19 protein-coding genes and 1 pseudogene are annotated in these 20,180 nt (G+C 61.0%); 8 read left to right on the forward strand and 12 right to left on the reverse strand.

Translation table 11 applies throughout. The annotated features are described in order from the left end of the window. Positions 1-27 precede the first annotated feature (27 nt). The 8 genes and pseudogenes from hisI (at position 28) to ABIA48_RS13135 (ending at position 5,138) form a co-directional block, all read left to right on the forward strand. Positions 28-429: a phosphoribosyl-AMP cyclohydrolase gene (gene hisI / locus ABIA48_RS13100; protein ID WP_429489138.1), complete on the forward strand. Its 402-nt coding sequence runs from the start codon at positions 28-30 to the stop codon at positions 427-429. Then, positions 422-754 (forward strand): phosphoribosyl-ATP diphosphatase, encoded by a 333-nt coding sequence (locus ABIA48_RS13105; RefSeq protein ID WP_007952422.1) that lies wholly within the window; start codon positions 422-424, stop codon positions 752-754. The genes hisI and ABIA48_RS13105 overlap by 8 nt, the downstream gene beginning before the upstream one ends. Positions 755-779: 25 nt before the next feature. Next, positions 780-1,052: a twin-arginine translocase TatA/TatE family subunit gene (locus ABIA48_RS13110; RefSeq protein ID WP_007989280.1), complete on the forward strand. Its 273-nt coding sequence runs from the start codon at positions 780-782 to the stop codon at positions 1,050-1,052. Positions 1,053-1,062: 10 nt separating this feature from the next. Continuing rightward, positions 1,063-1,503, forward strand: a complete 441-nt coding sequence (gene tatB, locus ABIA48_RS13115) for a Sec-independent protein translocase protein TatB (protein WP_429489140.1) — start codon at positions 1,063-1,065, stop codon at positions 1,501-1,503. Further along, positions 1,500-2,294: a twin-arginine translocase subunit TatC gene (gene tatC / locus ABIA48_RS13120; protein ID WP_007996287.1), complete on the forward strand. Its 795-nt coding sequence runs from the start codon at positions 1,500-1,502 to the stop codon at positions 2,292-2,294. The genes tatB and tatC overlap by 4 nt, the downstream gene beginning before the upstream one ends. After that, a complete protein-coding gene (locus ABIA48_RS13125) occupies positions 2,291-2,998 on the forward strand; it encodes a 16S rRNA (uracil(1498)-N(3))-methyltransferase (RefSeq protein WP_223457795.1) in 708 nt (235 codons plus the stop codon). Before tatC ends, ABIA48_RS13125 begins: the two co-directional genes overlap by 4 nt. Before the next feature lie 223 nt (positions 2,999-3,221). Beyond that, a pseudogene (locus tag ABIA48_RS13130) lies at positions 3,222-4,283 on the forward strand (methyl-accepting chemotaxis protein); the annotation flags it as partial. Positions 4,284-4,424: 141 nt separating this feature from the next. Further along, on the forward strand, positions 4,425-5,138 hold the full coding sequence (locus tag ABIA48_RS13135) for a methyl-accepting chemotaxis protein (RefSeq protein ID WP_405046353.1): 714 nt from the start codon (positions 4,425-4,427) through the stop codon (positions 5,136-5,138). A 153-nt stretch (positions 5,139-5,291) separates the two neighbouring features. Here ABIA48_RS13135 and ABIA48_RS13140 read toward each other — a convergent pair whose 3' ends face one another. The 12 genes from ABIA48_RS13140 to ABIA48_RS13195 all read right to left on the reverse strand — a co-directional run bounded on the left by ABIA48_RS13140 (position 5,292) and on the right by ABIA48_RS13195 (position 20,076). After that, entirely contained in the window at positions 5,292-6,026 is a 735-nt protein-coding gene (locus ABIA48_RS13140; protein WP_429489143.1) for an amino acid ABC transporter ATP-binding protein, read from the reverse strand. Then, entirely contained in the window at positions 6,019-6,978 is a 960-nt protein-coding gene (locus ABIA48_RS13145; RefSeq protein WP_033063497.1) for an amino acid ABC transporter permease, read from the reverse strand. The genes ABIA48_RS13140 and ABIA48_RS13145 overlap by 8 nt, the downstream gene beginning before the upstream one ends. 162 nt (positions 6,979-7,140) lie before the next feature. Beyond that, the gene (locus tag ABIA48_RS13150) at positions 7,141-7,938 is read right to left on the reverse strand and encodes a transporter substrate-binding domain-containing protein (RefSeq protein WP_007996295.1); all 798 of its coding nucleotides are present in this window, start codon (positions 7,936-7,938) and stop codon (positions 7,141-7,143) included. Between the two features lie 195 nt (positions 7,939-8,133). Then, positions 8,134-10,704 carry a glucans biosynthesis glucosyltransferase MdoH gene (gene mdoH / locus ABIA48_RS13155; protein WP_310060589.1) on the reverse strand — a complete coding sequence of 857 codons (2,571 nt, stop codon included), beginning with the start codon at positions 10,702-10,704 and terminating at the stop codon, positions 8,134-8,136. After that, positions 10,697-12,511: a glucan biosynthesis protein gene (locus tag ABIA48_RS13160; protein ID WP_429489146.1), complete on the reverse strand. Its 1,815-nt coding sequence runs from the start codon at positions 12,509-12,511 to the stop codon at positions 10,697-10,699. The genes mdoH and ABIA48_RS13160 overlap by 8 nt, the downstream gene beginning before the upstream one ends. 321 nt (positions 12,512-12,832) lie before the next feature. Beyond that, a complete protein-coding gene (gene dtd, locus ABIA48_RS13165; protein ID WP_007989269.1) occupies positions 12,833-13,270 on the reverse strand; it encodes a D-aminoacyl-tRNA deacylase in 438 nt (145 codons plus the stop codon). Then, positions 13,267-14,238 carry a prolyl aminopeptidase gene (pip, locus tag ABIA48_RS13170; RefSeq protein WP_429489148.1) on the reverse strand — a complete coding sequence of 324 codons (972 nt, stop codon included), beginning with the start codon at positions 14,236-14,238 and terminating at the stop codon, positions 13,267-13,269. Before pip ends, dtd begins: the two co-directional genes overlap by 4 nt. 104 nt (positions 14,239-14,342) lie before the next feature. After that, positions 14,343-15,248, reverse strand: a complete 906-nt coding sequence (locus ABIA48_RS13175; protein WP_429489150.1) for an alpha/beta hydrolase — start codon at positions 15,246-15,248, stop codon at positions 14,343-14,345. A gap of 162 nt (positions 15,249-15,410) precedes the next feature. Beyond that, entirely contained in the window at positions 15,411-16,367 is a 957-nt protein-coding gene (locus ABIA48_RS13180) for a choline ABC transporter substrate-binding protein (protein WP_429489152.1), read from the reverse strand. A gap of 265 nt (positions 16,368-16,632) precedes the next feature. Continuing rightward, positions 16,633-17,436 carry an N-formylglutamate deformylase gene (hutG, locus tag ABIA48_RS13185; RefSeq protein WP_429489154.1) on the reverse strand — a complete coding sequence of 268 codons (804 nt, stop codon included), beginning with the start codon at positions 17,434-17,436 and terminating at the stop codon, positions 16,633-16,635. A gap of 10 nt (positions 17,437-17,446) precedes the next feature. After that, a complete protein-coding gene (gene hutI / locus ABIA48_RS13190; RefSeq protein WP_429489156.1) occupies positions 17,447-18,652 on the reverse strand; it encodes an imidazolonepropionase in 1,206 nt (401 codons plus the stop codon). Between the two features lie 17 nt (positions 18,653-18,669). Beyond that, on the reverse strand, positions 18,670-20,076 hold the full coding sequence (locus ABIA48_RS13195) for an amino acid permease (RefSeq protein WP_429489158.1): 1,407 nt from the start codon (positions 20,074-20,076) through the stop codon (positions 18,670-18,672). Between the last annotated feature and the right edge of the window lie 104 nt (positions 20,077-20,180).

Raw genomic sequence — 20,180 nt, forward strand, 5'->3', positions numbered from 1 at the left:
GTGTGGAGCTCGCTGTCGGAGTCGAAGATGAAAAAATGGCTGGACGAGATCAAGTGGGACGCTGACGGCCTGGTGCCGGCCATCGCCCAGGATCACAAGACCGGGCGCGTCCTGATGATGGCCTGGATGAACCGCGAAGCACTGGAACTGACCGCTGCCGAGAACCGCGCCATTTACTGGTCGCGCTCCCGTGGCAAGCTGTGGCGCAAGGGCGAAGAGTCCGGCCACGTGCAAACCCTGCACGAGATGCGCCTGGACTGTGACGCCGACGTGATCATCCTGATGGTCGAGCAGATCGGTGACATCGCTTGCCATACCGGCCGCCAGAGCTGCTTCTATCGCGTCTACGAGAACGGCGACTGGACAACGGTCGACCCGGTCCTGAAAGATCCGCACGCCATCTACTGCGCAGGGCATAAACATGAGTGACACTCTGACCCGTCTGGCCCAGGTACTGGAAGAGCGCAAAGGCGCCGCCGCCGACAGCTCGTATGTCGCCAGCCTGTACCACAAAGGCTTGAACAAGATTCTGGAAAAAGTCGGCGAAGAGTCGGTCGAGACCATCATTGCCGCCAAGGATGCCGCCGTCAGCGGTGACTGCAGCGATGTGATCTACGAAACCGCCGATCTGTGGTTCCACAGCATGGTCATGCTCGCCCAATTGGGGCAGCATCCACAGGCTGTACTCGATGAACTGGACCGTCGTTTCGGTCTCTCCGGACACGTTGAGAAAGCCTCGCGCCCGTCCGCCTGAATAACTATTAGAGAGGAGCAGCAGCATGGGCATTTTTGACTGGAAACACTGGATCGTCATCCTGGTTGTTGTGGTACTGGTATTCGGCACCAAGAAACTGAAAAACCTCGGCACTGACGTCGGCGAGTCGATCAAGGGTTTCAAGAAAGCCATGAACGACGACGAAAAACCGGCCGACCCGAATGCGACCCCGGCCCAACCGGTTCCGCCGGTACAGCCTCAGGCCTCTGTGAACCAGCCGCACACCATCGACGTGCAGGCGCAGAAAGTCGAAGAGCCGATCCGCAAAGACGTGTGAGCGCAGACTAATGTTTGGTATCAGCTTCTCTGAACTGCTGCTCGTCGGCCTCGTTGCCCTGCTGGTGCTGGGTCCCGAGCGCTTGCCGGGCGCTGCGCGCACCGCTGGCCTGTGGGTCGGGCGCCTGAAGCGCAGCTTCAACGCGATCAAACAGGAAGTTGAACGTGAAATCGGTGCCGACGAGATTCGTCGGCAACTGCACAACGAGCACATCCTGTCGCTTGAGCAGGAGGCGCGGAAAATATTCACGCCGACCCAGCAGGAGCCTACGCCGGTCGAGCATGTGGGAGAGCAGACGATTCAGGCTCCCGCCGCCAGCGTCGCAGCACCTGCTGCAGCGGCAGAACCTGCGCCCGTTGTTGCAGCCACACCGGTTGAACCCGTCACACCTGCGGCTGCGCCTGTTGCGCAAGCCCCTCATGACCCAACACTGCCGCCGCGAGCCCCATGAGCGATCTCCCAGAAAACGACCAGCACATGCCGCTGGTTTCGCACCTCACCGAGTTGCGTACCCGACTGCTGCGCTGCGTAGCGGCGATCTTCATCATCTTTGCCGGGCTGTTCGCCTTCACCCAGCAGATCTACACCTTCGTCTCGACGCCGCTGCGTGCGTACCTGCCCGCCGGCGCGACGATGATTGCCACCGACGTGTCGTCGCCGTTCCTGACGCCACTGAAGTTGACGATGATGGTCTCGCTGTTCCTGGCCATCCCGGTGATCCTGCACCAGATCTGGGGTTTCATCGCCCCCGGCCTGTACAAGCATGAAAAGCGTATTGCCGTGCCCTTGCTGGTGTCCAGCATCCTGCTGTTCTACGCCGGCATGGCCTTCGCCTACTTCCTGGTGTTCCCGCTGATCTTCAAATTCTTCGCCGCCGCCACCCCGGCCGGCGTGGAAATGATGACCGACATCACCAGCTACCTCGATTTCGTCATGACGCTGTTCTTCGCCTTTGGCGTGGCGTTCGAAATTCCGGTGGCCGTGGTGCTGCTGGTGTGGATCGGCGTGGTCGACGTCAAATACCTGAAGAAGATCCGCCCGTACGTGATCATCGGCTGTTTCGTGGTCGGCATGATCCTGACGCCGCCGGACATCTTCTCGCAGACCCTGCTGGCCGTGCCGATGTGGCTGTTGTTCGAGATCGGCATCCTGTTCGGCAGCCTGATCAGCAAGCGTGGCGAGCATCCGGACGACCAACCGGCTGACGATCACAACGACCAGCCGCCAGCGACCCAAGCGTGAACCTGCTGCTCCTCATCGAGGCCGACTTCATTGCGGCCGACCGGGTGATCCTGCGTGATCGCCGGCTGACGCACATGCAGGAAGTCCACCGCTGCGAAGTCGGTGACAGCATGCGCGTCGGGCGGATCGGCGGGCTGATGGGCTCGGCCGAAGTGCTGCGCCTGGACGCCGACGAAGCGGAATTGCGCGTCACCCTCGATCAGCCGCCACCGGCCAAGCTGCCATTGACCCTGGTATTGGCCCTGCCGCGGCCCAAAATGCTGCGCAGGGTGTTTCAGACTGTGGCAGCCATGGGTGTGCCGCGTATCGTGCTGGTCAACAGCTATCGCGTCGAGAAGAGCTTCTGGCAGACCCCGTTCCTGGAACCGGAAGCGATTCGCGAGCAATTGATCCTCGGCCTCGAACAGGCCCGGGACAGCGTGCTGCCGGAAGTCGTCATCGAGAAGCGCTTCAAGCCGTTCGTCGAAGACCGCCTGCCTGCCATCACCGAAGGCACCCTCGGCCTGGTGGGGCACCCGGGCAATTACCCGCCCTGCCCTCGCGCACTCAGCGAACCGGTGACCCTGGCCATCGGCCCCGAGGGTGGCTGGATTCCCTACGAGATCGACCTGCTGGGCAAGTCCGGCCTGCAACCGGTGCAACTGGGCGAACGCATTCTTCGCGTCGAAACCGCCGTGACCGCGCTGCTGGCACGCCTTTTCTAATCCCGGACACATTCCCTTGTGGGAGCGGGCTTGCTCGCGAAAGCGGTGCATCAGTCGGCATTGAAGGCACTGACACACCGCTTTCGCGAGCAAGCCCGCTCCCACAGGTTCGACTTTTACCCGAGATAGCAATTCGCCCAGACATCGGGCAGCACCTACAGATCCTCGCGCCCCTGCCGATACATCCCCCATAAAACCAAATTGTGGTCCGGGGAGTTTCAGCATGTATCAATGGCTAGCCGAGAATCTGGGAAACGTCAGCGTCAAACGCAAGCTGGGGATCGGCTTCGGTCTGGTGCTGGTACTGACCCTGCTGATCACCTTCACCGGCTGGAGCGGCCTGAGCGGCGTGACCAGCCGTGGCGATAAACTGGGGTTCATCGCCAGCCTCAACGACCTGACCAAGGACCTGCGCATCGCGCGCCTGGATTACGAAATGCGTCGAGGCGAACAAGGTCCCGGCGCCGTCAACGATCTGTTGGGCAAACTCGAAAGCGGCCTGCAGACCGCCCGCGGCCTGATCGAGCAAGCGGCTGATACGGCCATGGTCGATCAACAACTGGCCGCTGTCGCCGAATACCGTCGTGCCTTCAGCGACATGACCCAGGCCGGCGCCCAGCGTGAAGACGCCCGCAGCAAACTCGGCGCCACCGCCGACAACGCCGTGGCCCGCGTCGCCGAAGTGGAAAAATCCATGCTGCAAGGCGACAGCGTGGCGGCGTTCAACAGCGTGATCGACCTGAGCAAACTGATCCAGCAGGCGCGCTTCCAGGTTCGCGGCTACACCTACAGCGGCAAGAGCGAAGCCGAACAGCCGGCCCTCGACGCGATCGACAACGCCCTGAAGAACCTCGAGAGCCTGCCGGCCAAGCTGCCTGGAGAACACATCGCCAACCTGCAACAGGCGACTGATTCGCTGAAGGCCTACCGCGCCGCTGTCAGCCAGTTCCGCGACTCCCAGGTGGCCAGCGCCAAGGCTCTGGTGCGCATGTCCGCCCAAGGCGACATCCTGTTGGACATGAGCCAGAAACTTACCGTCTCGCAAACCGTCGTGCGCGACACCGACGCCGCCCACGCCAAGAACATGCTGACCCTCGCCACGGTACTGGCCATCGCCTTCGGCCTGCTGGCCGCCTGGGCGATCACCCGGCAGATCATCGTTCCATTGAACCAGACCCTGGCCGTCGCTGAACGCGTGGCCAGTGGCGACCTGACCCACAACCTGACGTCGCAGCGCCGTGACGAACTCGGCCAGCTGCAGCGTGCCATGCAGAGCATGACCCAGGGCTTGCGCGAACTGATTGGCGGCATCAGCGATGGCGTCACGCAGATCGCCAGCGCAGCCGAAGAGCTGTCCGCCGTCACCGAGCAGACCAGCGCCGGGGTCAACAGCCAGAAAGTCGAGACCGATCAGGTCGCGACTGCCATGAACGAAATGGCCGCCACCGTGCAGGAGGTTGCGCGCAACGCCGAAGAAGCCTCCGAAGCCGCCGTCGCCGCCGACCAGCAGGCCCGCGAGGGCGACAAAGTGGTGGGTGAGGCCATCGCCCAGATCGAACGTCTGGCCGCGGAAGTCGGCCACTCCACCGAGGCCATGGGCGAGCTCAAGCGCGAAAGCGACAAGATCGGCAGCGTGCTCGACGTGATCAAATCGGTGGCCCAGCAAACCAACCTGCTGGCGCTCAACGCCGCGATTGAAGCCGCCCGAGCCGGTGAAGCCGGACGTGGTTTTGCCGTGGTCGCCGACGAAGTCCGCAGCCTGGCCCAGCGCACCCAGAAGTCCACCGAAGAGATCGAAGAGCTGATCCTCGGCCTGCAAAACGGCACGCAGCAGGTGGCGACCATCATGGATAACAGCCGCAATCTGACCGAGAGCAGTGTCGAACTGACCCGCCGCGCCGGTGGTTCACTGGAAAGCATCACTCGCACTGTCTCGGCGATTCAGGCGATGAACCAGCAGATCGCTGCTGCCGCCGAACAGCAAAGCGCCGTGGCCGAAGAGATCAACCGCAGCGTGCTGAACGTGCGGGACGTGTCGGACCAGACCTCGGCCGCGAGTGAAGAGACCGCGGCCTCCAGCGTTGAGCTGGCGCGGTTGGGAACGCATTTGCAGATGCTGGTGGGCAGGTTCAAGGTTTGAGGTGATCAGCAGGCCTCGGTCCACTTGCGACCGAGGTGACGCCTTCGCGAGCAAGCCCGCTCCCACAGGTTTTGCGTCGAACACAAAAGTTGTGGTCAACCAATCATTGTGGGAGCGGGCTTGCTCGCGAAAGCGGTCTGTCAGATGCCGAGGTTACAAAACCTGCCGCAAAAACGCCTGCGCCCGTGGATCCTTCGGCGCATCGAAGAATTCCGCCGGCGCAGCATCTTCCAGCAACTTGCCGTGGTCGAAGAACAGCACCCGGTCCGCCACTTCCCGGGCAAAGCCCATTTCGTGGGTGACGCAAACCATCGTCATGCCTTCCACGGCCAGGTTTTTCATCACGTCCAGCACTTCGCCGACCATTTCCGGGTCGAGTGCCGAGGTCGGCTCGTCGAACAGCATGACCTTAGGCTCCATCGCCAGCGCCCGGGCAATCGCCACGCGCTGTTGCTGGCCGCCGGACAGACGCGACGGAAACTCGTTGGCCTTCTGCGCAATCCCGACCTTTTCCAGCAACGCCATGGCCTTGGCCTCGCGTTCCTTTTTGCCGCGTTTGCGCACGACTTTCTGCGCCAGGCAGAGATTTTCCAGCACGGTCATGTGCGGGAACAGGTTGAAATGCTGGAACACCATGCCGACTTCGCGGCGATAGGCGTTCACATCGGTTTTCGGGTCGGCCAGTTGCAGGCCGTCGATGCTCACCGAGCCGGAATCGAAGGTTTCCAGGCCATTGAGGCAGCGCAGAAAGGTCGACTTGCCGGAGCCGGACGGACCGATCACCACCAGCACTTCACCCTTGGCGACCGTTGTGCTGACGTTGTCCACCGCGCGCACCACCTGGCCACGGGCGTCGAAGACTTTTACCAGATCGCGGACTTCAATCACTTTGCGCGAGCCTCCGCTCAAGCCGGCCGGCGATTTTCGACAGCGGCAGGTTGATCAACAAATACAGCCCCGCAACGCAGAACAGGATTTCGAATGGTGAAAACGAGGTAGTGATGACTTCACGACCGCTTTTCAGCAGCTCGGTAATCGCAATCACCGACACCAGCGAGGTGTCCTTCACCAGGCTGATGAACTGCCCGGCCAGCGGTGGCAGCACGCGCTTGAAAGCTTGCGGCAGCACCACATGACGCATCGACTGACCGGCGCTCAAACCCAAGGACCGTGCGGCTTCGTTCTGGCCACGGGCGATGGACTGCACGCCGGAGCGGATGATTTCCGCTACATAGGCGCCAGTGAACAGCGACAGCGCAGCAATCCCGGCAAATTCCCGGGACAGGTTCATCACCGTGCCGATGAAGAAGTAGAAAATGAAGATCTGCACCAGCAGCGGCGTACCGCGCACCAGCTCGACATAAATGGTCGAGAGATCGCGCAGGGTCGGGTTGTTTGACAGCCGGCACAGGCCGGTGACCAGACCGATCAGCAGCCCGAGAACGCCGGACACCACGGACAACCATAAGGTGGTCCAGAGGCCCCACATCAGTGGTCCTGCGGCCCAATGGCGGGTCACGCCAATCACATCGCCCTCGGCCACATCATCGCCTTGGGCGACCTGCAGGCTGTTGTCGTCGACGATCAGGTGCTGCTCGGTGCCGGCGTCGTTGCGCAAGGTCACTTCAGCCTTGTCACCCTTGCGTACCAGTTCGCTGACAGTGGAAATGTCGGCGGCGCGTTGGGACTCTTCGGCGTGGTAGGCGAAGTATTGCGGAACGCGGTTCCAGCGCCATTCGTAGGACATCAGCGAGGTGGCGTAATACAACGCGCCGGCCAGGCCGATGAGCACCAGCACGGTCAGGACGTGCCAGGGCCATTGGGCTTTTTTCTGTTTCATTGGGTTTGTTGAATCCGAAAGTTGTATCGCCGGGGAGGCCGCTATCGCGAGCAAGCTCGCTCCCACAGGGGCTGTGCCGGACACAAAATTTGTGTTTACCCAGATTAACTGTGGGAGCGAGCTTGCTCGCGATTGCAGCGACGCGGTCTATTTGACCGAGTGTTACTCCATGTCCTTGAGCCACTCGCTGCTCTTGAACCACTTGTCATGGATGCGATCGTAGGTGCCGTCTTCGTGGATCTGGTGCAGGAAGTTGTTGATGAAGTTGATGCTGTCGTAATCACCCTTCTTCAAACCGAAAGCCAGTGGTTCGTAGGTGAACGGCTTGTCGAGGAACACCAGTTTGCCGTTGCCGACCTTGTTCACTGCCACGACGTTGTACGGCGCGTCGTAGATGAAGGCGTCAGCCTTGCCGTTGACCACGTCGAGCACCGCTTCCTGCTCGTTGTCGTAACCGTGGTACTTGGCTTTGGAGATGAGCTTTTTGGCGACCATTTCGCCGGTGGTGCCGAGTTTGGAGGTGATGCGATAGTCGGCCGTGTTCAGGTCTTTATAGGACTGGATAGTGCCTTCCAGCTCCTTGCGGATCAGCAGCGTCTGGCCGACCACGATGAACGGTTCGCTGAAGTTCAGGCGCAGGTTGCGTTCCTGGGTCAGGGTCATGCCGCTGCCGATCATGTCGAACTTGTCGGTCAGCAGGGCCGGGATGATGCCGTCGTAACCGGTGGACACCAGCTCCAGCTTGACACCCATGGCCTTGGACATGGCTTTGAGAATGTCGACTTCGAAACCGATGATCTCGCCACGCTTGTTGGTCATTTCGAACGGCATGTAGGTCGGGTCCATGCCGACTTTCAACGTGCCGCGCTTGACCGCGTCATCGATGGCACCGGCCTGCGCCGAGTTGACTGCAACCAGTGCCGTGACGCCGACCAGCAGCATCGACAGATACTTCTTCATCATCAAGTCCCCAAAACCATTGCGTTGTGAGGCGCGCAAAAATGGCGGCTCCCCGGGAGGAAACGCACCAATACGGACAAAAATTATCCGGGCACACCAATTCGGGGACGGATCCTAAACTACTCGCCCGTTTGCACAAGGGTTTGGGAACGATCAGGCAAAAAAAACCCCGCTGGGTAGCGGGGCTTTTCTTCATCAGGCTAACTGAGGCTGGACGCTCAGCGGCTTGAGCGGCAGCAGCGGTGCATGGGGGTCGGCCTTGACCGACTTGCGCCACGCGCCCAGCCACTCGGCATGACCTTCGTTCCAGACCTGCTCATGCAGGCGGGCCAGGGCCACCGGGTCACTGAGCAATTGCACACGCTCGTTGTTGGTCAGCCCTTCAGGGCCGACTTTCATTGCATGGCGTACCCGCTCGACCCGCAGCCATTCAATCGGCTCGGCCTCACGGTGACGCGAGGTCGCCAGCGAGCACGCCAGGGCGTTCTGCTGTGGATCGACCACCGAACGGACGAAACCGTCATTCAGCGCGTGCCAGCGGTTTTCGTGGGTGTACTGGTCGGTGGCCAGCAATGCCTGCGGCGGATTGTATTCCTCCGGGATCAGGAACAGGCTCTCGTCACGGGACTTGAGGCCCAGGCCGACACGGCTGGAGATCACCGATACCGGGATCGACAGCATCAACGAACCGACAATCGGCACCAGCCACCACAGGAAACTCGGGTTCAGCCAGATCACCAGCATGGCCCAGAAGAAGCCCAGCAAGGTCTGCGGACCGTGGCGCTTGACCGCTTCGCTCCACGGCGTGGAGTCGTCGTCACGTTGCGGCGAGTTCCAGGTCGCGGCCCAGCCGAGGAACGCGGCGAGGACGAAACGGGTGTGGAAAATCATCCGCACCGGCGCCAGCAGCATGGAGAACAGCATCTCCAGCAGCATCGACAGGGTCACCTTGAACTTGCCGCCGAACTCTTTCGCACCTTTGGCCCAGATCAGGATGATGCTCAACAGTTTCGGCAGGAACAGCAGCACGATGGTCGTCGAGAACAGCGCAATCGCCTTGTCCGGGTGCCATTGCGGCCACAGCGGATAGAGCTGGCGCGGTTCCAGGAAGTACTGCGGCTCCATCAGCGTGTTGACCGCCAGCAGCGCGGTCGACAACACCAGGAAGAAGAACCACAACGGCGCCGACAGGTAGGACATCACGCCGGTCAGGAACACCGCACGGTGCACCGGGTGCATGCCCTTGACCAGGAACAGGCGGAAGTTCATCAGGTTGCCGTGGCACCAGCGACGGTCACGCTTGAGTTCGTCCAGCAGGTTTGGCGGCAGTTCTTCATAGCTGCCCGGCAAGTCGTAGGCAATCCACACGCCCCAGCCGGCACGGCGCATCAGCGCGGCTTCGACGAAGTCGTGGGACAGGATCGCACCGGAGAATGCACCTTTACCGGGCAACGGCGCCAGGGCGCAGTGATCGATGAACGGCTTCATGCGGATGATCGCGTTGTGGCCCCAGTAGTGCGACTCGCCCAGTTGCCAGAAGTGCAGGCCGGCGGTGAACAGCGGGCCATACACACGAGTGGCGAACTGCTGCATGCGCGCATACAGGGTGTCCATGCCCGACGCACGCGGCGCGGTCTGGATGATCCCGGCATCCGGCGTGGCTTCCATCAGGCGCACCAGACTGGTCAGGCACTCGCCGCTCATCACGGAGTCGGCATCGAGTACGACCATGTACTTGTAGTCACCGCCCCAACGACGGCAGAAGTCGTCGAGGTTGCCGCTTTTACGTTTTACGCGACGACGGCGGCGGCGATAGAAGATCTTGCCGAAGCCACCGGCTTCGCGGCAGACGTCCAGCCAGGCCTGCTGCTCGGCAACACAGATATCGGCGTCGTTACTGTCGCTGAGGACGAAGAAGTCGAAGCGGTCCAGGTCACCCGTGGCCGCGACCGACTCGAAAGTCGCCCGCAGGCCGGCGAATACCCGAGGCACGTCTTCGTTGCAGATCGGCATCACCAGGGCGGTGCGCGCATCTTTCGGAATCGCTTCATTACCGGCGCTGGCACCGGAAATACGGTACTTGTCGTGACCGGTGAGCAACTCGAGGAAGCCCATCAGCGCCGTCCAGAAACCGGCCGATACCCAGCAGAACAGAATCCCGAACAGGATCAGGATGCTGGTCTGCAACGCATACGGCAGTACCTGCGTGGCGGTTTGCAGCAGCGGTTGATGCAGCACTTCGTTGAGGTCGACGAACGACCAGCCCTGGTACGGCATGATGCCTTTCATGTACCAGCCGGCGACGATGGTCTGGCCGAGCATCAGCAGCAACAGAATGTAGCGACGGATCGAACCGACCGTGCGCCAGCGCGCAGCCGGCAGCACCCGTTCGTCCTTCGGCGGCTTCGGCGGGTTGGTGCGACCGGTCATCCGACGCCAGCCGCGCACCAGAATGTTGGTGCGCCATGGCTCCGGCACAACCTTGGTCCGCCGGATCGGCGGGGTCGCCTTGAGGCAGACCCGGCCGTTGGCGTCGAGCGCCAGCATTTCCGCGTCCTGCAGCTCTTCGGCGGTGCTCAGGGTCAGGCGTTTGCCGACCGAAGCCTGGGCGGCTTCGGTCGGGGCATCGAACGTCGACGATGACAGGCGTTCATGCAATTCGCTGAAAGACTGGCAGCCCGCGAGTTCCGCGCGCTGCTCGTCGGTCATCGGCAAATGCGCCAGATACTCGGAAAGAGATTCTGGCCGTACTTGAGAGTTACTCATCGGCAGGCAACTGATAGCTCCAGGTCTCGGTCAGGACTTCTTCAGTCGGGGCCGATTCCGGTGTGGCTGGGGCCGCGTCGGCAGCGACAGGCTGCTTGGCGTCTTTATTGGCCTTGTCCTTGGCATCTGTAACAGGCTTCGCGTCAGCCTGCTTGGCCTCCGCTTGCTTGGCTTCCTTGTCCTCTTTCTCTTGTTGCTTAGCGGCAACCTTGTCGGCCTTGGCAACCGACGAGTTCGACGACGGAATCGAAGTCTTGGCCAGATCCGCCGGCACGATGTTCTGCACCAGCGCGGCACGCATCTCGGTGGCCTTGCCCGGATCCTTGACCTTCATCCGCAGGGTCAGGCGCCAGCCCTTGGTTTCAGGGTTGTAGCGCACGCTGTTTTCCACCAGTTCGGCGTTGTCGCCGACGCTGACCTGGCTGCGGACCTCCGCTTCGGCCGGCAATGCCGCCAGGGACGGGCCTTCGAAGTCCACCAGGTAAGCAACGCTGCCGTCCGGCTGACGAATCAGGTTGGACTGTTTGACGTCACCAGTGGAACGCAGGGTCTGTTTGACCCAGGCGCTGTCCGGTGCGTGAATCGCCGACTCGTCCATGGTCCAGTGCATACGATAAGCGACATCGAGCGGCTGACCAGGTTCCGGCAATTTTTCCGGGTTCCAGAACGCAACGATATTGTCGTTGGTTTCGTCGGCGGTCGGAATTTCGACCAGATCGACGGTGCCCTTGCCCCACTCGCCTTTCGGTTCGATCCAGGCACTTGGGCGCTTGTCGTAGCGATCGTCGAGGTCTTCATAGTGGCTGAAGTCGCGGCCACGTTGCAGCAGACCGAACCCACGCGGGTTTTCCACGCTGAAGTTGCTCACGGCCAGGTGTTTCGGGTTGTTCAGCGGACGCCAGATCCACTCGCCGTTGCCGGCATGGATCGCCAGGCCGCTGGAGTCGTGCAGCTCGCGACGGTAGTTCAGCACTTTCGACGGCTGGTTGGCGCCGAACAGGTACATGCTGGTCAACGGGGCGATACCCAGTTTGCCCACCTTGTCACGCAGGAACATCTGCGCCTTGACGTCGACGATGGTGTCGCTGCCCGGACGCAAAATCAGGCGATAGGCACCGGTGGCACGAGGAGAGTCCAGCAGGGCGAAGATCACCAGGTGCTTGTCGCCTGGCTTGGGCTGCTGAATCCAGAACTCGCGGAAACGCGGGAATTCTTCGCCGGACGGCAATGCGGTATCGAGCGCCATGCCGCGAGCGGACAAACCATAGACGTGGCCCTTGCCGACGACGCGGAAGTAGCTCGCGCCGAGCATGGTCATGATTTCGTCTTGCTTGTCGGCCTTGTTGATCGGGTACAGCACACGGAAACCGGCATAGCCCAGTTGTTCAGTGGCCTTGGGATCGAATTTCATGTCGCCGAAATCGAAACGACTCGGGTCGTATTTGATCTCTTCGACGGTGTTCGCCGTGATTTCGTTGATTTTCACCGGCGTATCGAAATGCATGCCCTGGTGATAGAAGGACAGCTTGAACGGCGTCTTCTGGTCGGCCCATTCGGCTTTTTCCGTCAGAAAACGAATTTTCTGATAGTCCGCGAATTTCATGTCGCGGAACTCGTTCGGCAGGTTACTGCGCGGCGCTTCGTATTTCTGCGCGGCCAGCTCTTTTGCCTTGGCCGATACATCATCCAGACTGAATGCCCAAAGCTGGCCGGCGCTGAGCAGGCAGAGCAATGCAGAGCCCGCTACCAGGGCGCTGCGCAACCGTTTGGCAGACAATTTTGGTGCGTTACAGGGACTAACAATCACGAGCAACCCTCGCCGAAAACAGATCAAAAAACCAACGGCCAGTTAAAGGGTCTGCACGGTGTGCGGTATGAAAAAACCGCCCTTGCAAACCACTCTTGCCAAGTTGGCGAGCATTGTTCCGACTCCGCTGGGGCGAAATGATTCCCCAATCGGATCCGGACAAGTCTCTACCTAAGTCAAAATGGACCAACGAACGCTGATCCCCGTAGCGCGCGATTATCTAGTAGGCCGCGTTACAACGCATCAGGGGTAACAAAGTATTTATTGCGAAAAAAACCTGTTTTCAGTCGAAATGAGCTTAAAAACTTGTTTCAAGTGCTTTCAGGTCTGTAACAGGAAGGTTACCGGGCCATCATTGACCAGGTGCACCTGCATATCCGCGCCGAATCTACCTGATGCCACAGTGCCATGCACCTGTTTCGCTTTACTTAATAGATAGTCGAATAACTCCTCGCCCAACGCCGGAGGGGCCGCGGTCGAGAAACTCGGACGCAACCCGTTTTTAGTATCGGCGGCCAGGGTGAACTGAGAGACCAGCAGCAGCCCGCCGCCCACATCCGCCAGGGACAGATTCATCTTGCCCTCAGCGTCACTGAACACCCGATAGTTAAGCAGCTTATTAAGAAGTTTGTCGGCGCTGGCCCGCGTGTCGTCGGGCTCGACGGCGACCAGGACCAGCAACCCCTGATCAACGGCACCCACGACTTCGCCCGCAACCTCCACCCGCGCGCCGCGCACGCGCTGCAACAGGCCCTTCATGCTTCTTCTGGCGGCAGGTCGAGCAGACGCCGGGCCATCAGATTGGCGGCGCGTACCAGCGCGTCGGTGATTCCCGGTTCGGAAGCGGCATGACCGGCATCGCGGATGACCTGCAGTTCGCTGTTCGGCCAGGCTTGATGCAGTTCCCAGGCGTTATCCAGCGGGCAGATCACGTCATAGCGGCCATGGATGATCACGCCGGGTAAATGGGCGATCTTGCCCATGTTGCGGATCAGCTGGTTCGGCTCCATGAAGGCGTGGTTGCTGAAGTAGTGGCATTCGATGCGGGCAATCGACAATGCCCGTTGTGGCTCGGAGAAGCGATCGACGACCAGCGGGTTAGGACGCAGGGTCGCGGTGCGGCCCTCCCAGGTGGACCAGGCCTTGGCCGCGTGCATCTGGGCAATCTGGTCGTTGCCGACCAGTCGCTTGTGGAACGCGGTGAGCAAGTCGCCGCGCTCGTCCAGAGGGATCGGCGCAATGTAGTCCTGCCAGTAATCGGGGAACAGACGGCTGGCGCCGGCCTGGTAGAACCATTCGATTTCCTGCGGACGGCAGAGAAAGATCCCGCGCAGGATCAGGCCGTGTACCCGCTCGGGGTGGGTCTGGGCGTAGGCCAGTGCGAGGGTCGAACCCCAGGAGCCGCCAAACAGTACCCATTTGTCGATGCCCAGGTGCTGGCGAATCCGCTCAAGGTCGGCGACCAGATCCCAGGTGGTGTTGTTTTCCAGGCTGGCGTGGGGGGTGGAGCGACCGCAACCACGCTGATCGAAAGTGACAATGCGATAGAGGTTGGGATCGAAGAAGCAACGACTCTGGGCATCACATCCGGCGCCGGGGCCGCCGTGGATGAACACCACCGGCAAACCTTCCGGTGAACCGCTTTCATCGACGTACAGGGTGTGGGTTGCATCGACAGCCAGATCGTGCCGGGCGTAGGGTTTGATCTGCGGGTACAAAGTCTGCATTGCGCACTCCGTAAGGGGTCGAGTTCATCCCTGGGGGGACTTCTATTATTCTGCCGTCCGGCATCATAAACCCGAATTACGTCAATGAGCATGCCCGTGCGAAGTCAGAGTTTTGCCGCCAGGTAACCGAACAGGGTTTCGTACAGCGCATCGACCTCGGCCGCCTGCCCGCGTGCGCGCAAACAGCCATGGACCAGGCCCTCGCCGACATAAAGCGTAGCAGCCACGCCTGCCGCATTCAGTCGCTCGGCATACAGCACGCCGTCATCACGCAACGGATCGAATTGCGCCACAGCGATCAATGCCGGTGGCAGTCCGCCGAAATCCCTGGCCAGCAATGGCATGGCGCAGGCGTTCGGATGGCGGGTGCCACGCAGGTAAAGCGCGTGATAACAATCGACGTCACTGCTGCTGAGCAACGGTGCGTCGATGCACTCACTGCGCGACGGCAGCCGATGATCGCCGCCCAACCCCGGATAGATCAGAACCTGTGCGCACGGCACCGGCTCGCCGGCATCGCGCAGCGCCAGGCACAATGCCGCCGCGAGGTTGCCACCGGCACTGTCGCCGGCCACCAGCGTACGCGCAGGATCGAGTTGAAACGGCCCGGTGCGCAGTGCTCGCCAGACTTTCAGGCAATCATCGAATGCGGCGGGAAACGGATGCTCCGGCGCCAGGCGGTAATCAACGGCGATCACCAGTACACCGAGGGTCGAGGCCAGTTCGGCGCAGATGAAATCGTGGGAGTCCAGGTCCCCCACCACCCAGCCGCCGCCATGCAGATAAACGATGCACGACGCACCGCTGGCCGGAGGCTGATAGGAACGCACAGTAACACCGGCCAACTCGAAATCGACCACATACAACCCGGCGGGGCGCGCCGGGGTAAACGCCCGGCACATCTCGCTGTAGGCCTGGCGCAACCCGGTGATGCTGCTGTCGGTGCTGTTGAAACTGACGGTTTTCTCGACGAATGCCGTCATCTGCTCGGAAAGAGGGTAAGGAGCCATGAGCCGGGTGTCAGCCTTTTCAGAGGTGCACGGGAAGACCAGGTTCCTGTGGGAGCGGGCTTGCTCGCGAAGAGGCCAGCACATTCAACCTCTATGTCGACTGCCAAACCGCCTTCGCGAGCAAGTCGGGTCGCCGCACCGCCGCTCCCACAGGTTTTGGTGTCAGTTCTTCAGGCTGGCCTGAACTGTCGCCACACCGTCCTTGCCATCGAAACTGCTAACCCCTGCCAGCCAGCGCTGCAAGTCTTCGGGATGGTCACGCAGCCATTTTTTCGCGACATCCTGAGCGGTTTGACGCTCCATGATCGGCACCATCAACTGGCTTTCCTGGGCGGCGGTGAACGTCAGGTTCTCCAGCAGTCGATTGACGTTCGGGCAGCGCTCGGCGTAATCCGGGGCAGTCACGCTGGAGACGGTCGCAGCGCCTTCGTTTGGCCCGTAAACGTCTTCACTGCCGGTCAGGTAGGTGATTTTCATGTTGATGTTCATCGGGTGCGGGGTCCAGCCGACGAACACTACGAACTCCTTGCGATTCACCGCCCGCTGCACGGCCGCCAGCATCCCGGCTTCGCCGGACTCGATCAGCTTGAAGTCCTTCAGGCCGAAGTGATTGGTCTCGATCATGGTCTTGATGGTGGTGTTGGCGCCGCTGCCCGGCTCGATGCCGTAGATCTTGCCGCCCAGCTGGTCCTTGAACCTGGCGATGTCCGCGAAGGTTTTCAGGCCGGCCGCTGCCACATAGTCAGGAACCGCGAGGGTCGCCTGGGCATCGGCCAGGCTCGGTTTGTCCATGACCTTCACCTGATTGGCCGCCACGAACGGTGCGATGTTTTTGTCCATCGCCGGTTTCCAGTAACCCAGGAAGATGTCCAGGCGCTTGTCGCGGATGCCGGCAAAGATGATTTGCTGCACGGCGCTGGTTTGCTTGCTTTCGTAGCCGAGACCGTTGAGCAGCACATCGGCCATGCCGCTGGTGGCGATCACGTCGGTCCAGTTGACCACGCCCATGCGCACGGTTTTGCAGGAGGCGTCGTCCGCCGCCATGGCGCCGGCGCTCAACAGAGCGGTGCCGCAGAAGATTGAGAGACAGCGGGTGAACAGACCTTTGGGGCTTGTCATAGAGAGCATTCTCGTGCGGCAGCGGATTATTGTCGGGCCGGTGTCTAGTGCACCGTGGCCAGAACATTACGCAGCAGACGAGCGATGAAAGCGACCTGTGGCGACCGTGTTTTGCACGGTGGCGACTGTCCCGACGCGCTTTCAAGATAAACACATACCTGTGGGAGCGAGCTTGCTCGCGATGGCGGTGGATCAGTCGACATAGATGTAACAGACAGACCGCTATCGCGAGCAAGCTCGCTCCCACAGGGTTATATACCAAGCATTAAGCTTTGTAGTGCTTCTTGCCCCAGGCCAGCAGACCTTGCAGCAACTCCTTGAGCACCACACGCGTCGGCTCCGCCAGGTCCGGGCGATAACGGAACGGCTCGAACTCTTCCATGTACGTGCACTGCCCCAGTTCCAGTTGTACGGCGTGGATGTTCTCGGCCGGGTTGCCGTAATGACGGGTGATGTGGCCGCCCTTGAAGCGTCCGTTCAGCACGTGGCTGTAATTGTCGTGACGCGCGCAGATGGCTTCCAGCTGACTGGCCAACTGTGGATCGCAACTGGCGCCATTGAACGTGCCAAGGTTGAAGTCCGGCAGTTTGCCGTCGAACAGGTGCGGGATCAGCGAGCGGATCGAGTGCGCATCGAACAACAGTGCGTAGCCGAACTCGGCTTTCAACCGCGCCAGTTCCTGCTGCAAGGTGCTGTGGTACGGCGTCCAGATCTGCTCCAGGTAGGTGGCGCGCTCCTCTTTCGAAGGCTCCAGCCCTTCGCGGAACAACGGCACGCCGTCGAACAGCGTGGCCGGGTACAGGCCAGTGGTCGCACCGACGTACAACGGTTTGTCGTCAGATGGCCGGTTCAGGTCGATGACGAATCGCGAGTACTCGGCGGCCAGGGTGCTGGCGCCCAGTTCAGCGGCGAAATCGTACAGCTGCGGGATGTGCCAGTCGGTGTCCGGCAGGCTTTTCGCCTGTGGGATCAACCCGGCCTCGACCGCAGGTGTCAGACGCACACCGGCGTGAGGCATGCTGATCAGCAGCGGTACGCGGCCTTGTTTGAAGTTCAGAACCTTGTCCACAACTGTTCTCCTAAACGCTTGTTTCGACGCCGTGACGCACGACGCGTTTTTCCAGGTCACCGCCCAGCCAATACGACAGGTCGGCCGGACGATCGATTTGCCAGGCGACGAAGTCTGCGAACTTGCCAGCCTCCAGCGAACCGTGAGTTTCGGCCATACCCAGTGCTGTGGCGGCATGTATGGTTGCACCGGCCAGAGCTTCTTCCGGGGTCATACGGAAACAGGTGCAAGCCATGTTCAGCATCAGGCGCAACGACAACGCAGGCGAGGTGCCTGGGTTGAGGTCGCTGGCGATGGCAATTTTTACCCCGTGTTTGCGCAGCGCTTCCATCGGCGGCAACTGGGTTTCCCGCAGGAAATAGAAAGCGCCGGGCAGCAACACCGCAACGGTGCCGGACTTGGCCATGGCGATAGCGTCGTCTTCGGTCATGAATTCCAGGTGATCGGCCGACAATGCGTGGTAACGCGCCGCCAGGCTCGAACCGTGCAGCGACGACAATTGCTCGGCATGCAGCTTCACCGGCAAGCCGAGCTTTTGTGCGGTAATGAACACCCGCTCGACCTGCGCAGGGGAAAACGCCAGGTACTCGCAAAAAGCATCCACCGCATCCACCAACCCTTCGGCAGCCAGGGCCGGAAGCATTTCGGCACAGATGTGCTCGATGTAGTCATCGGCGCGATCCGCGTATTCCGGCGGCAAGGCGTGAGCGGCCAGACAAGTGCTGCGCACACTGATCGGCAATTCGGCGCCGAGGCGACGGATGACCCGCAGAATCTTGCGTTCGCTGGCCAGGTCCAGACCGTAACCGGATTTCATCTCGACCGTGGTCACGCCATCGCGCATCAGGCTCTTCAAGCGCTTGGCGGCGCTGGCGAACAGCTCGTCTTCACTGGCCGCGCGAGTAGCGCGTACCGTGCTGGCAATACCGCCACCGGCCGCAGCAATTTCCGCATAGCTGACGCCTTGCAGGCGCTGTTCGAATTCACCACTGCGGTTACCACCGAACACCGTGTGGGTGTGGCAGTCGATCAGGCCCGGGGTAACCCAGGCCCCGTTGAGATCATTGACCGCCTGGTATTCGCCGGACGGCAGTTCGCTACGCGGGCCGACCCACTCAATGTGCGCACCGGACGTCACGATGGCCGCATCCTCGATGATCGAGTAGACGCCTTGCGCCATGGTTGCGACGTGACAGTGTTGCCAGAGCGTTTTCATCCTTGGCCTCCGTTAGGTTATCGATGAGAAAAAGCAGGTTCCTGCTCTACCCGTGCTGCCTGCCCTGCCGCAGGCTTTACCCACATCAGGTAGGCCAGCACCAACAATACAATCCAGACCACACCGACGATCAGAGCCGCCTGGGTGTCCGGGAAATAGCCCAGCACGCCGAAGACGAACAGCATGAAGGCAATCGCCGCCATTGGCGCGTAGGGCCAGAATGGCACCGGGAACTTCAACTGTGCGACCTGCTCTGCGCTCATGGATCGACGCATGGCCACCTGGGTGAACAAAATCATCAACCAGACCCACACCGTCGCAAAAGTAGCGATGGACGCGATCAACAGAAATACGTTTTCCGGGATCAGGTAGTTCAGCAGCACACCCAGCAGCAGTGCGCAGCTCATTACCACCACCGTCAACCATGGCACGCCATTGCGCGACAAACGGGCAAAACCCTTGGGTGCATGCCCTTGTTGTGCCAGGCCATACATCATGCGGCCAGCGCCGAAGATGTCGCTGTTGATCGCCGATACTGCCGCCGAGATCACCACGATATTAAGGATGGTCGCCGCCGAACTGATCCCCAGGTTGTCGAAAATCTGCACAAACGGACTGCCTTGGCTGCCGATCTGCTGCCATGGAAAGATCGACATCAGCACGAGCATCGTCAGCACGTAGAACAGCAGGATCCGCAACGGTACGGCATTGATCGCCCGGGGCAGCACGTGCTGCGGATCTTTGGCCTCACCGGCCGTCACGCCGATGATTTCAATGCCGCCGAACGCAAACATCACCACCGCGAACGAAGCGATCAGGCCGCCCACGCCATTGGGCATGAAACCGCCCTGGGTCCAGAGGTTGCTGATGTCAGTCGCTTGACCGGGGGCCGTGCTGATGCCGAACAGCATGATGCCGAAACCGCCCAGGATCATCGCGACGATGGCCGCGACCTTGAGCAGCGACAGCCAGAACTCCATTTCACCGAAGACTTTGACGTTGCACAGGTTCAAGCCGCCGACCACCGAAACGATGCCCAGCACCCAGATCCAGCGGGAGACTTCCGGAAACCAGAAACCCATATAAATGCCAAACGCGGTGACGTCGGCCATACCAACGATGACCATCTCGAACGCGTAGGTCCACCCGAGGATGAAACCGGCCATCGGCCCCAGATAGGTGCTGGCGTACTGACCAAAAGAACCAGCCACCGGGTTGTGCACCGCCATCTCGCCGAGGGCGCGCATGACCATGAACACCGCCGCGCCACCGATCAGGTAAGCGAGCAGTACCGCAGGCCCGGCCATTTGAATGGCCGAGGCAGATCCATAAAACAGCCCGGTGCCGATCGCCGACCCCAGCGCCATGAAGCGAATATGTCGGGCAGAAAGCCCGCGTTTCAAACCTTTTTCTGGCTGTTGCATTGCTCGTCCTTAATTATTTTTATGCGACGCAAAACCGAATCGCGAGCAAGCTCGCTCCCACAGGAGTACGCATTCCAATGTGGGAGCGAGCTTGCTCGCGAAGG

The sequence above is a fragment of the Pseudomonas sp. S30_BP2TU TE3576 genome (assembly GCF_050436025.1).
In the GTDB taxonomy this organism is placed as follows: domain Bacteria; phylum Pseudomonadota; class Gammaproteobacteria; order Pseudomonadales; family Pseudomonadaceae; genus Aquipseudomonas.

What these genes read in the sequence shown, in the direction of transcription:
- tatC (WP_007996287.1), top strand. Translation starts at nt 1,500, where the DNA reads ATGAGCGATCTCCCAGAAAACGACCAGCACATGCCGCTGGTTTCGCAC.
- ABIA48_RS13135 (WP_405046353.1), top strand. Translation starts at nt 4,425, where the DNA reads ATGAACGAAATGGCCGCCACCGTGCAGGAGGTTGCGCGCAACGCCGAA.
- dtd (WP_007989269.1), bottom strand. Translation starts at nt 13,270, where the DNA reads ATGAAGGGCCTGTTGCAGCGCGTGCGCGGCGCGCGGGTGGAGGTTGCG.
- pip (WP_429489148.1), bottom strand. Translation starts at nt 14,238, where the DNA reads ATGCAGACTTTGTACCCGCAGATCAAACCCTACGCCCGGCACGATCTG.
- ABIA48_RS13105 (WP_007952422.1), top strand. Translation starts at nt 422, where the DNA reads ATGAGTGACACTCTGACCCGTCTGGCCCAGGTACTGGAAGAGCGCAAA.
- ABIA48_RS13110 (WP_007989280.1), top strand. Translation starts at nt 780, where the DNA reads ATGGGCATTTTTGACTGGAAACACTGGATCGTCATCCTGGTTGTTGTG.
- tatB (WP_429489140.1), top strand. Translation starts at nt 1,063, where the DNA reads ATGTTTGGTATCAGCTTCTCTGAACTGCTGCTCGTCGGCCTCGTTGCC.
- ABIA48_RS13145 (WP_033063497.1), bottom strand. Translation starts at nt 6,978, where the DNA reads ATGAAACAGAAAAAAGCCCAATGGCCCTGGCACGTCCTGACCGTGCTG.
- hutI (WP_429489156.1), bottom strand. Translation starts at nt 18,652, where the DNA reads ATGAAAACGCTCTGGCAACACTGTCACGTCGCAACCATGGCGCAAGGC.
- ABIA48_RS13175 (WP_429489150.1), bottom strand. Translation starts at nt 15,248, where the DNA reads ATGGCTCCTTACCCTCTTTCCGAGCAGATGACGGCATTCGTCGAGAAA.
- ABIA48_RS13195 (WP_429489158.1), bottom strand. Translation starts at nt 20,076, where the DNA reads ATGCAACAGCCAGAAAAAGGTTTGAAACGCGGGCTTTCTGCCCGACAT.
- ABIA48_RS13150 (WP_007996295.1), bottom strand. Translation starts at nt 7,938, where the DNA reads ATGAAGAAGTATCTGTCGATGCTGCTGGTCGGCGTCACGGCACTGGTT.
- ABIA48_RS13180 (WP_429489152.1), bottom strand. Translation starts at nt 16,367, where the DNA reads ATGACAAGCCCCAAAGGTCTGTTCACCCGCTGTCTCTCAATCTTCTGC.
- hisI (WP_429489138.1), top strand. Translation starts at nt 28, where the DNA reads ATGAAAAAATGGCTGGACGAGATCAAGTGGGACGCTGACGGCCTGGTG.
- mdoH (WP_310060589.1), bottom strand. Translation starts at nt 10,704, where the DNA reads ATGAGTAACTCTCAAGTACGGCCAGAATCTCTTTCCGAGTATCTGGCG.